The following is a 10,647-nucleotide window of genomic DNA, read 5'->3' as shown; positions in this document are numbered from 1 at the left end:
TCTCACCGTTGACGGCCCAAACACACCATCCGGTGCCGCGGCGAAACCGCCGCGCGAAGCCAGAAGCAACGCCGGCAGCACCGCCGACCCTTGAACAAGTTGCCGTCGGTTCACGTGCTCTCCTACCCGCCACTGCTGCCGCGGCCAAGCAACGGCCGCCGCGCGAGCGAGTTCCACCGCGCGGCCATCATTGATGCCGCGCCCCCGATCTCAATTCAGCAGGCGCGCGGAGCTTTCTGATGATCTCCCGGAGATCTGCGGCGTACTCCGCCGGGGCCCGACGCGCCTCTTCCAGGCGAGCCTTCCTGGAATTCGACATGTTGCGCCGGATCTGTTCAGCCAGCTTTTTCATCTCGGTAGGATTCACTGCTTCGACGCCGGACACTTGCATCGGATCCATGGTATCTTGGCAGCTCGGTTCGCGCTGTCCCCCGAGTCCCGGCGATCGCGTGCTCATCGGCTGCCCTCTAACGGCGACGAGCAAACCAAATGCCGAGCAGGAACGCGACAAGGAGCGACTGCAGCGGGGCTTTCACGGTGACTTCGCGCAATCGCTCGGCCCAGCGCACCGCCGCATCCCGCGAAATTGGCGGGGTTGCCCTGCCGTCCGCGGACCCGGTATTCGCGCTTGACCGGTCCACCGAAGCCCGCTCGAGGGCGCCCGGCGCGTCCGTTAATTCGGAGGCCTCCGTCATCGCCGACGATTCTTTCATATCCATGCGAACCTCCGGAGTGGCGCCACAGAAACCGGCCTCCCGCGTCTCGGTTCCTAGGCCGACTTCCGCCGGGCCCCGGCCGCCGGCTTCTTGGCGGCGGCCTCCTTGGCCGTCTTCTTGCCCGCGATCGGCATCAGCATTTCCTTCTGGCCAGCAGACGCCTTCGTCGGCTTCTTGGCGGGGGTTTTCGGCGCCGCCGCGTCGGCCGCAGCGCCACCCACGCTCTTGCGCAGCGCGTCCATCAGATCGACGACGTTCTCGCCCTTCGGCCGTTCTTTCGGACGGATGACCTTGCCGGCCCGCTTTGATTGATGAGCTCGGACAGAGCGCTCTCGTAGTGATCCTCGAACTTCTCCGGATCGAACCGCCCCGCCTTCTGGTTCACGATGTGCTTGGCGAGGTCCCAGCATATCCTTCGTGACCTTCACGTCCTGGATCTCGTCAAAATACTCTTGCTCGCTGCGGACTTCGTAGGGATCGCGCAGTAGCGTGCCGATCAGCCCCTTGTCGCGCGCCTCGAGCGCGATGATGTGCTCGCGGTTTGTCAGCACCACCCTCCCGATCGCGACCTTGTTCATCTCGCGGATGGTCTCGCGGATCACCGCGAAGGCGTCGTGTCCGACCGTGCCGTCCGGACGCAGATAGTAGGGGCGGATCAGGTAGCGAGGGTCGATGTCGGACCGGTCGACGAACTCGTCGATCTCGATGGTCCGCGTGGATTCCAGCGCGATCTCCTCGAGCTCCTCCTTCGTGACCTCGAGCATCGACCTTGAGGTACTTGATCCGGTGGCCGGTCTGCCGGTTCAACTGGTTGAAGCTGATCTTCTCGGACTCCGAGGTGGCCGGGTAGATCGCCACCGGACAGGTGACAAGGGACAGACGCAGGAAGCCTTTCCAGTTGGCACCGGGGCGCCGACCAAGCGATTGCTGCCTGCGGAGGCGACGCCCGGGAGGCCGTGAAGGCCCTGATCGTGGCCAACGACTTTCTCGAGATCCAGCTCGACGCGCGCTGGACCAGGGTCTCGACGGGCTACGTCCGGGGACGGCTCCCAGGAGCGCGAGAACGCAAGGGTGAGAAAGATGGCTGATGTGACCTACTTCGTCGCTCTACCGTTCTTTTCTCCGACGATGGCGAGCCGCAGGGAGCCCGCGGAGTGCTTGAGCGCCAACGCCGCGGTCATGAGGGCCGAGGCCCCTGTCCCGGAAGCCCGGCCACGCGGGCGCCATCGCGTTCAGCCGAACCGTGGATCCGTCCAGCGGCGACTTCAGCGACGCCAAGCTGATCCGGAAGTTCGGCGAGGTGCCGGACGACCTCAGCGCGCTGTGACACGGCGAACGAGACACGGGACCGTTGATCTGGGTCAACGGTACCGCCGGGCCGCTGGTCGATCCAGAACGGATGAAATCTCCGAACGAGAGCTTGACTCGCGAGAGCCCCCCAAAACCCGCGCCTCCGTGCCCGAAAGAGATGCTTCGAATGGTCGAGGAATACGCGAACGATCTGCGGGAGATCCTCAATCAACTGCGCAGACTTCTTCACTGAGCCGTGGTCCGCGACTGCTTCGACCTTCCCTTCGGTGAATGTTTACGAAGGATGCCGCAGGATTCGTCTCGCGCAAGATTCAAACCATTCGCTTCCGAATCTGCCGGATGTTGCGCTGGGTCAATGCGCATCGCGGCGATCCCCCTAGGCTTTTCATCGGACCGGACGGATAGCGCGTTCAGTGCCTTTACGGTTGCGGCGTCCGCCGGCCTCCGCTCCCGCCCTTGGGCAGCAGACGAGACCACGAAGCCGGCTCGACAGGTACTTCGGCGGAAAGGGCTTGGCCACCGCGGGCTACTGCAGCGCCAGAACGAATACTTGAAGCGAGAAATCGGCCCTCGTGCTCCCAGCGGACGCCCCGGGCTGATTTCCTTCCGGCTCACGATCGCCAGGAGAGCCACATGACCAGCAACGGCTACAGCGACAACGTCACCGCCCTCGTGCGCTACGCGCTCGAGACCACCCGGGCGACGACGGTCTGTCCCTTCCACGACGGAGTCGTCATCCGCGTCGGCGACGACGCGGCCGAAAGCCACGCCTTCGAGCGCGCCAAGAGGATCGCCAAGAGCGACGGCAGCTTCTGGGCGTCCGAGATCTTGACCGAAGAGATCGGCCGCCAGCTCGGTGCCGCGATGGACGGCCGATGCCCGCACTGTGACCAAAGCAGCGTGGGACGGTAATCGTCGAAGCCGCATGGATCAGAAGGCCGGCAGCCTTATGCCTCGGGCGGAGCGTCCGCGCGTCCAGCGTCATCTCAAACGGAAGAGATAGAGCATCGCCCTTCGATGGCCGAACTTCGTGCCATGCAGCACGGGTTGACGCGGCGGCATGCCGCTCCCCGCAGGACGTCATGGCAGGACCCGCGTTTGCGGTGCATACTGATCTCCAGATCTATCCAGTCCCAAAGAACGTGAAAAAGTTCATCTGCGAACAGAACGTCGCGAACTTCGAGAGGCTGCTCGCCGAGACGAGCGACGCCTCATTGCGCCGGACACTCGAAGGACTCCTCGCATCCAACAGACGCGAGCTCGCGTTGCTGGCGGCCGAAACGGAGGGGGCCGAACCGTCCCGGCTCAGCCGTTTTGGACGCCCCAGAATTCCGCGAGCAGTTGCTGGCGGATTTCGCCCGTTCGCCGCATCCTTACATGCTGCTTGACCCAGGTCCTGGCCTGCGAATCGTCGACATCAACCCGGCCTATGCGAATGCCACGCTGACCGATCGCGACAGCATCGTCGGACGGTCCCTGTTCGAGGTGTTTCCGGACAATCCGGATGAGCCACTCGCCGACGGCGTGAGCAACCTTTACGCCTCGCTCCGCACAGTGGCGCAGACCGGGCAACCCCATGCGATGGCCGTCCAGCGCTATGACATCCGCGATGCCGACGGCACGTTCGTGGAACGACATTGGCAGCCCATCAATTCCCCGATCCGCGACGGGGACGGAAGGCTGGCCTTCCTGCTGCACCACGTCGAGACGTGACTGATCAGGTCGCCCGTCCGGAATGAGCGGCACGCCCGTTTGCGGCAAGGTCGCCCCTCTCCTCTCCGAGCAGCTTGCCGGTGAGGGTGTTGACGAAGTGGACCGAGCCGCAGGCCAGGCACGTCACCGAAACATGGGAGTTCCTCGCCTCCGAGCTGTCGTCACAGGGACCCGGAAGCAGGTGTTGCACGTTCATTCCCGTGCGGGGACACCTGAAGAGGATGTTGCGCTCCATGGCGAGATCGTGCGCCTTGGCAGCCTAAGGCGAAATTGCGGACCACTACGTAAGGGCGAAGCCGGATTGCTGAAACATCTTTCATGGGGCCCGCCGCAAGCCCCCTACACCTTGGACAGCTATCATGCCCCGCTTCATCGTGCGCTTCATGAAGGAGCTACTTGGCGAGAGAGGGCAGACCTCGGAAGTCTGCCAAGCCACGGTCGAACTCGCTGCCCACGACGAGCTCGAAGCGGAGCGGATGGCCAAGAATCGGTCTTGCGAAATTCACCGGACGGACGACTGGGCGCTACATGCCGACCGAGTGAAGGTGGATCCGGCCGATTTCCCCTCCTGATCTTCGCCGTTGGTTCCGACCTGCCACGACGGTCGTCGATTCGCTCCCTACCCAGTCTGTTTCCATCTCAGCCCGGAGGCCCCATATGCCAAAAGCGTTCAACTTGCTGGTGATCACCATTTTCGAGTTCGCGTTCGTCGGAGGCGCGGCCGCGGCCGACGCCGTCCATGGCAAGGACATCGCCACGCGCTGGTGCACAAGCTGTCATCTCGTCGAAAGCGGGCAGACGAACGCGACCGATCAGGCGCCGCCGTTTGCATACCTGGCGAAGACGCCCGACTTCGATCAGAACAGGCTCGCCTTTCTGCTGCTGATGCCGCATCCGAACATGCCGAACCTTTCCTTGAATAGGACGGAAATATCCGATTTGGCGGAGTATATCCGCTCGCTCAAATGAAGAGACGGAGCGGCCATGGCGCTCCTTCGGAGCCCTCGGTCGATTTGCGTCGGATCCACCCAGAAGGAGAGCCCCGATGTCTGCCGACATTCACACCGACGACCTCTCCGCTGTCGTGCGCTACGCGCTCGAAACAACTCGCGCGACCACGCGCTGTCCATTCCGCCATGAGGTGATCATCCGGGTGGGCGACGACGCGGCGGAGAGCCACGCCTTGGAACGCGACAAGAGGGTCGTCGAGAGCGACGGCACCCCTGGGACGGCGATGCGCTGAGACAGGAAATCGGACACCAGCTTGCCTCTGCGGTGGACGGCTGATGCCCGCGCTGAGAGGCCGCCTGAGACTAGGCGGGCGCAACAGCAAGCTCCGTACTCAGCGCGAGTTTGAAGTTCTGAGCGTCCAGGAGGCAAGACCACGACTCAACAAGTCGGCGCGGATTCCGTCGAGGCTCGATCAAGTCGCCGACCCTTCCGGAACTATGAGTACGTGCTGCTTGAGGATCAGAACCTGCTGCTGATCAGCCCGCAGGTAGGACCATCGCCGACGTGATCCACCTGGACCGCCATCTCTGAATATGAAAGTCGGAGATCAGCCGCACGGACTGGCGGAGAGCGAACGCAGCCAAGCCAATCTCGAGATCGCCCTCTCCGCCAGCCGCTGCAGCTTCTCGACACGTGCCGCGTCGTCTGAACGCTCCGCGCCCTCGAGATAAGCTTCAACCAAAGCTTCCGCGATCTGCGCCGAGTCCTTCCGCTCCATATCCTCGCGGAAGTCTCCGAAATCGCTGGTCTCGCTAGCCATCTGCATCGTCTCGTCGAGGAGCTCGCCCGTGCGCCTCGCCGCCGGCCCTTTCAGGTTTTGCTGGAGATCGGCGAGCTGCTCGGCGAGGCGGAGCTCGAGCCTTCGCGCATCGACCGCGGAAGCCGCGACGCCCTGCATCCGATCGTGTTCGCGATGGTAGGCTTTGCGCCTCTCCTTCCGCAACGTCGACACGTGACCGAGTTCTTCCTTCGCCATGGCCTCGGCGGCCTTCTTGATCTCCGGATCCTCAGAATAGGCCGCCAGGTAGGACCAGAACGCGAATGCGCGTTCCTCATTGCGGACAGCCATCGCCAATGCGCGGTACGGCGTAATCAAACGCGAGGTCTTTAACTCGGTCGCGGCCTCGGCGTCGAACGTCTCCGGCGCTTCCCAGCGCACCAGAGCAGGATCGGGCGCCTTGCCGCGCTGCGCTTGCGACCACCGCGTGACACTCTCGACATGCTCGCGCTCTGCTGCGGCGAGTTCCATGAACACCGCGCAAAGATCGGGTCTGCTCTGGCGTTTCATCTCCTCGGCGAGTTCCGCGTAATTCGTTGCGGCCTCCTGCTCCATTTCATTTGCAAGCGCGAACAGCTCGTCCAGCGAGTGCAGATGTCCCGCTGGTTCCGCCTTCAAGAGCAGTGTCCGTGACAGCAGCATGAATTTCACCTGTTTGATCCAGCGCAAACACGATCAGCATCATTCCAACTAGACAACCTGCCTTGATCGGAGTCAATTTGCGTTGGCTCGATCCGTGAATCCCGTCGGGGCCGTCAGCGGCGACACCCCAGCTCACATCCAAAATTAAGTTCAGCTTCAAACCCGTGTCCCTGGTCGGACACGCGATTTGGCTTTGAGGAGTTCTTCGTGCGAGCTGTTGCAGCTTCACACCGATTGGCCGCATGCATTCTGGCGATCTGGTTCTCGCTGTGCGCGGCGACGTGGGCGCAGGCGGCATCTGCAAGCGGTCTGTCCACCTATTTGCCGAAGATCACCCCCGCCGACTTCTTTCCTGGCGCCGATCGCTTCGGAGCTCTGCAGGGCGATCCGCCCATCGTACCCGCCTATCGCGGCGACAAGATCCAAGGCTTCGTCTACCTGAACTCTGACTTCGCGAACGCGGTCGGCTACTCCGGCAAGCCGATTCACATTCTGGTCGGGATCGATCCGAAGGGCCTGATCACGGGCGTGAAGCTCGTCGACCACAAGGAGCCGATCGTTCTGATCGGCATTCCGGAGGGCCGTATCATCGCAACCCTCAACTCGCTGATCGGCAAGGACATGAAGCCGGTCGCCAGCGGCGCGGAGAACCCGCCCAAGGTCGACATCGTGAGCGGCGCGACGGTGACCGTGTTGGTGATGAGCGACAGCATCGTGCGCTCGGCATCCAAGTTGATCCGGAGCGGTCGCGTGGGCGGCGGAGACGCCGCGATTGCATCCGCCGCCCTGCCCGCGGTCACCAAGACGCTTGACCTGGAGCACAGCGAAGTGCGCGACTGGGCGAGCCTGGTCGGCGACGGCTCGGTTCGCCGGCTTCACCTCACCATCAACGAGGTGAGCGACGCATTCGCGAATGTTGGCAAAACCGCCGCCGCCCAAAATCCGGAGCCGGGCGAACGCGCCGGAGACTTCATTGACCTCTACGCGGCGCTGGTCACCGCGCCGACAATCGGACGCAGCCTGCTGGGCGACGACGGCTATCAGCGTCTGACGGAAAGCCTCAAACCCGGGCAGCAGGCCATCGTGGTCGTCGCGAACGGCGCCTACTCCTTCAAGGGCTCGGCCTACGTCCGTGGCGGCATCTTCGACCGGATCGAGATTCTGCAGGAAGGCAACAGCACCCGCTTCCGCGACAAGAACCACACTCGGCTTGGAGGGCTCCACGCTATGGGGGCGCCGGAGTTCAAGGAAATCGGTCTGTTCGTCACGCCTCCGGAGTTCACGCTGGATCCGACGCAGCCTTGGCAACTGCAGCTCCTGGTTCAGCGGGCAGTAGGCGCCCGCGACAAGGCCTTCCTGACGTTCGATCTCAGCTACACCTTGCCCGAGCAATATCTGCGGCGGGAGCAGCGTGCCGTCACAGTTCCGGAGAGCGCACCGGCGCCCGCATCCCAGGCGGTCGCTGCGGCCACGCAACCGCCACCGGATGGAGAAGAGCCGCTCTGGGTGCGCATCTGGCGCTCGAGCACGGTCTCGATCGCCGTCACGGCCTTGATGCTGGGCGCGCTGACGCTGATCTTCTTCTTCCAGAATGTGCTGGTTCGGCGGCCCGTCCTCTACACTTGGGTGCGGCGGGCCTATCTCGCTTTCGTCCTGGTCTGGCTCGGCTGGTACGCCAACGCACAGCTCTCGGTCGTCAACGTCGTCACCTTCAGCAACGCCCTGGTGACGGGCTTCCACTGGGAGTTCTTCCTTGCGGCGCCGCTGATCTTCATCCTCTGGTCCGCCACCGCCGGCGGCCTGCTGTTCTGGGGACGCGGCCCCTTCTGCGGCTGGCTCTGCCCGTTCGGCGCGCTGCAGGAGCTCACCAACACCGTCGCAAAGTGGCTCAAGGTGCCACAAATCACGGTGCCATGGGGTCTGCATGAACGCATGTGGCCCATCAAGTACATCATCTTCCTCGGCCTGTTCGGCCTATCGCTCTACTCCGTCGACATGGCCGAACGTTTTGCCGAGGTGGAGCCGTTCAAGACCGCGATCATCCTGAAGTTTGCGCGCGGCTGGCCGTTCGTGGCCTACGCGGTGGGGCTGCTCGTCATTGGCCTATTCATCGAGCGGTTTTTCTGCCGCTACCTCTGTCCTTTGGGCGCAGCACTCGCCATCCCCGGCCGCATGCGGACCTTCGAATGGCTGCGCCGCTGGCAGGAATGCGGTTCGCCCTGTCAGCGCTGCGCCAAGGAATGCCCGGTTCAGTCGATCCACCCCGAGGGCCACATCAACGTCAATGAGTGCATCTACTGCATGCACTGCCAGGAGCTCTATTACGACGACCACCGTTGCCCGCACATGATCCAGGTGCGCCTGAAGCGCGAGAAGTTCGCGGCGATGTCCTCGCCCTCGATGCGCGGCGGCAAGGGGCCGAACACGGTCATCACTCATGCAGGCAAGCCCGTCGCGACGGGCGCCCGCAGCAATCCATCCAGTTCATAGCAGCAAGGGAGGCCAACATGGCCCATGAGGACGACAAGAATACGGTCAGCCGGCGTCAGGTAGTCGGAACGGCAGCGCTCGGCGCGGCAGGCCTCGCGGGCGGGATCGGTCTCGGCCGCACCGTCTCCCCGGAGCCGGCCGCCGCGCAGGCTCAGAAGGCCCAGCCCAAGGCGCAGCCTCAGCCTGCCGCTCCGGCCCGCATCGGCGGGCTGAAGACCGAGGTCGCCCCGGGCGAGCTCGACGAATACTACGTGTTCTTTTCCAGCGGCCAGACCGGCGAAGTCCGCATCATCGGCATGCCATCCATGCGCGAACTGATGCGCATTCCCGTCTTCAACCGCGACAGCGCCACCGGCTGGGGATTGACGAACGAGTCGCTGAAGATCCTGAACGACGGTCTCACTCAGGAAACCCGCGATCGGCTGAAGGGACGTTTGAACGGTGTCTGGCAGAACGGCGACTGCCACCACCCACACATGTCGTTCACCGACGGCACCTATGACGGCCGCTACATCTTCATCAACGACAAGGCCAACACCCGCGTTGCCCGCATCCGCACCGACATCATGAAGTGCGACAAGATCGTCGAAATACCGAACCAGTACACGGTCCACGGCATGCGGCCGCAGAAGTATCCGAAAACCGGATATGTCTTCTGCAACGGCGAATACGAAGTGCCGCTTCCGAACGACGGCAAGGTGCTCGACGATCCCTCGAAATACTTCTCGATCTTTTCCGCGGTCGACGGCGAGACCATGAAGGTCGCCTGGCAGGTCATGGTCGACGGCAATCTCGACAATTGCGACGGCGACTACCAGGGCAAATACGCCTTCTCGACCTGCTACAACTCGGAAAAGGGCGTGACGCTGGCGGAGATGACGGCGAGCGAAACGGACTGGGTCGTGATCTTCAACCTCAAGCGCATCGAGGACGCGGTCAAGAAGGGCGATTTCAAGGAGATGAGCGGCGTTCCCGTCATCGACGGCCGCAAGGGCTCACCCTACACCCGATACGTGCCGGTCTCCAACAGCCCGCACGGCATGAACACCGCCCCTGACGGGATACACATCGTCGCCAACGGCAAGCTCGCGCCGACCGTGACCGTGATGGACGTCCGCAAGTTCGACGATCTGTTTGACGACAAGGTCAAGCCGCGGGACGTCGTCGTCGCTGAGCCGGAGCTGGGACTCGGGCCCCTTCACACCGCCTTCGACGGCAAGGGTAACGCCTACACGACGCTGTTCCTCGATAGCCAGGTCTGCAAATGGAACATCGAGATGGCCAAGCGGGCCTTCAAGGGCGAGAAGGTCAACCCGATCATCCAGAAGCTCGACGTCCACTACCAGCCCGGCCACAACCACTCCTCCATGGGAGAAACCAAGGAGGCCGATGGCAAGTGGCTCATTTCGCTGAACAAGTTCTCGAAGGATCGATTCATCAATGTCGGCCCCCTCAAGCCAGAGAATGATCAGCTCATCGACATCTCCGGCGATCAGATGAGGCTCGTTCACGATGGACCGAGCTTCGCCGAACCGCATGATGCCGTGATCGTCCATCGCTCCAAGTTGGAGGGAAAGATCACAAGTATCTACAAGCGAGACGATCCGATGTTCGCGGATGCGGTCAAGCAGGCCAAGGCGGACGGGGTCACGCTCGAGAGCGATGCGAAGGTGATCCGGGACGGCAACAAAGTGCGCGTCTACATGTACTCGGCCGCTCCCGCCTACGCGCTCGACAAGTTCGAGGTCAAGCAGGGCGACGAGGTGACCGTCTACATCACCAACATCGACGACGTGGAGGACCTCACGCACGGCTTCTGCATCGTCAACTACGGCATCAACATGGAGATCGGGCCGCAGCAGACCTCGTCGGTGACGTTCATTGCCGACAAACCGGGTGTGTACTGGTACTTCTGCACCTGGTTCTGTCACGCGATGCACATGGAGATGCGGGGACGAATGTTGGTGTCGCCGCAGAACGTTTGAC

Annotated in this window: 10 protein-coding genes and 2 pseudogenes; 8 read left to right on the top strand and 4 right to left on the bottom strand. The window is 63.0% G+C overall.

Translation table 11 applies throughout. The features are described from left to right. Positions 1 to 187: 187 nt before the first annotated feature. The 3 genes and pseudogenes from XH80_RS16705 to ku all read right to left on the bottom strand — a co-directional run bounded on the left by XH80_RS16705 (position 188) and on the right by ku (position 1,601). Positions 188 to 400, bottom strand: coding sequence for a hypothetical protein (locus XH80_RS16705; RefSeq protein WP_271599504.1), 213 nt, complete (start codon positions 398 to 400; stop codon positions 188 to 190). Between the two features lie 67 nt (positions 401 to 467). Further along, positions 468 to 719 (bottom strand): hypothetical protein, encoded by a 252-nt coding sequence (locus tag XH80_RS16700; protein WP_271599503.1) that lies wholly within the window; start codon positions 717 to 719, stop codon positions 468 to 470. A gap of 50 nt (positions 720 to 769) precedes the next feature. Then, a pseudogene (ku, locus tag XH80_RS16695) lies at positions 770 to 1,601 on the bottom strand (non-homologous end joining protein Ku). A 195-nt stretch (positions 1,602 to 1,796) separates the two neighbouring features. Between ku and XH80_RS16690 the strand changes: the two are divergent. The 6 genes and pseudogenes from XH80_RS16690 to XH80_RS16665 all read left to right on the top strand — a co-directional run bounded on the left by XH80_RS16690 (position 1,797) and on the right by XH80_RS16665 (position 4,983). Beyond that, positions 1,797 to 2,043, top strand: a pseudogene (locus tag XH80_RS16690) (hypothetical protein). A 617-nt stretch (positions 2,044 to 2,660) separates the two neighbouring features. Further along, complete coding sequence (locus XH80_RS16685) at positions 2,661 to 2,939, top strand: hypothetical protein (protein ID WP_271599502.1); 279 nt, start codon at positions 2,661 to 2,663, stop codon at positions 2,937 to 2,939. Between the two features lie 429 nt (positions 2,940 to 3,368). Beyond that, positions 3,369 to 3,740, top strand: coding sequence for a PAS domain-containing protein (locus XH80_RS16680; protein WP_271599501.1), 372 nt, complete (start codon positions 3,369 to 3,371; stop codon positions 3,738 to 3,740). Between the two features lie 359 nt (positions 3,741 to 4,099). Further along, positions 4,100 to 4,312 (top strand): hypothetical protein, encoded by a 213-nt coding sequence (locus XH80_RS16675; RefSeq protein WP_271599500.1) that lies wholly within the window; start codon positions 4,100 to 4,102, stop codon positions 4,310 to 4,312. Positions 4,313 to 4,397: 85 nt separating this feature from the next. After that, positions 4,398 to 4,709: a c-type cytochrome gene (locus XH80_RS16670; protein ID WP_271599499.1), complete on the top strand. Its 312-nt coding sequence runs from the start codon at positions 4,398 to 4,400 to the stop codon at positions 4,707 to 4,709. Positions 4,710 to 4,785: 76 nt separating this feature from the next. Next, complete coding sequence (locus XH80_RS16665; RefSeq protein WP_271599498.1) at positions 4,786 to 4,983, top strand: hypothetical protein; 198 nt, start codon at positions 4,786 to 4,788, stop codon at positions 4,981 to 4,983. A gap of 315 nt (positions 4,984 to 5,298) precedes the next feature. Here XH80_RS16665 and XH80_RS16660 read toward each other — a convergent pair whose 3' ends face one another. After that, a complete protein-coding gene (locus XH80_RS16660; RefSeq protein WP_271599497.1) occupies positions 5,299 to 6,171 on the bottom strand; it encodes a ferritin-like domain-containing protein in 873 nt (290 codons plus the stop codon). 234 nt (positions 6,172 to 6,405) lie between these two features. Here XH80_RS16660 and XH80_RS16655 point away from each other — a divergent pair, with 234 nt between their 5' ends. Both XH80_RS16655 and nosZ read left to right on the top strand, forming a co-directional pair. Next, entirely contained in the window at positions 6,406 to 8,661 is a 2,256-nt protein-coding gene (locus XH80_RS16655; protein ID WP_271599514.1) for a NosR/NirI family protein, read from the top strand. Between the two features lie 17 nt (positions 8,662 to 8,678). Then, positions 8,679 to 10,646, top strand: a complete 1,968-nt coding sequence (nosZ, locus tag XH80_RS16650) for a TAT-dependent nitrous-oxide reductase (RefSeq protein ID WP_271599496.1) — start codon at positions 8,679 to 8,681, stop codon at positions 10,644 to 10,646. Position 10,647: the final 1 nt, after the last annotated feature.

Origin of the sequence: Bradyrhizobium sp. CCBAU 45384 (genome assembly GCF_028128665.1) — a bacterium.
Classification (GTDB): domain Bacteria; phylum Pseudomonadota; class Alphaproteobacteria; order Rhizobiales; family Xanthobacteraceae; genus Bradyrhizobium; species Bradyrhizobium manausense.
Note: the sequence above shows the minus strand (reverse complement) of the source record. Positions and strands in the feature narration are given on the sequence as shown.

What these genes read in the sequence shown, in the direction of transcription:
- XH80_RS16705 (WP_271599504.1), bottom strand. Translation starts at nt 400, where the DNA reads ATGGATCCGATGCAAGTGTCCGGCGTCGAAGCAGTGAATCCTACCGAG.
- XH80_RS16700 (WP_271599503.1), bottom strand. Translation starts at nt 719, where the DNA reads ATGGATATGAAAGAATCGTCGGCGATGACGGAGGCCTCCGAATTAACG.
- XH80_RS16685 (WP_271599502.1), top strand. Translation starts at nt 2,661, where the DNA reads ATGACCAGCAACGGCTACAGCGACAACGTCACCGCCCTCGTGCGCTAC.
- XH80_RS16675 (WP_271599500.1), top strand. Translation starts at nt 4,100, where the DNA reads ATGCCCCGCTTCATCGTGCGCTTCATGAAGGAGCTACTTGGCGAGAGA.
- XH80_RS16670 (WP_271599499.1), top strand. Translation starts at nt 4,398, where the DNA reads ATGCCAAAAGCGTTCAACTTGCTGGTGATCACCATTTTCGAGTTCGCG.
- XH80_RS16665 (WP_271599498.1), top strand. Translation starts at nt 4,786, where the DNA reads ATGTCTGCCGACATTCACACCGACGACCTCTCCGCTGTCGTGCGCTAC.
- XH80_RS16660 (WP_271599497.1), bottom strand. Translation starts at nt 6,171, where the DNA reads ATGCTGCTGTCACGGACACTGCTCTTGAAGGCGGAACCAGCGGGACAT.
- nosZ (WP_271599496.1), top strand. Translation starts at nt 8,679, where the DNA reads ATGGCCCATGAGGACGACAAGAATACGGTCAGCCGGCGTCAGGTAGTC.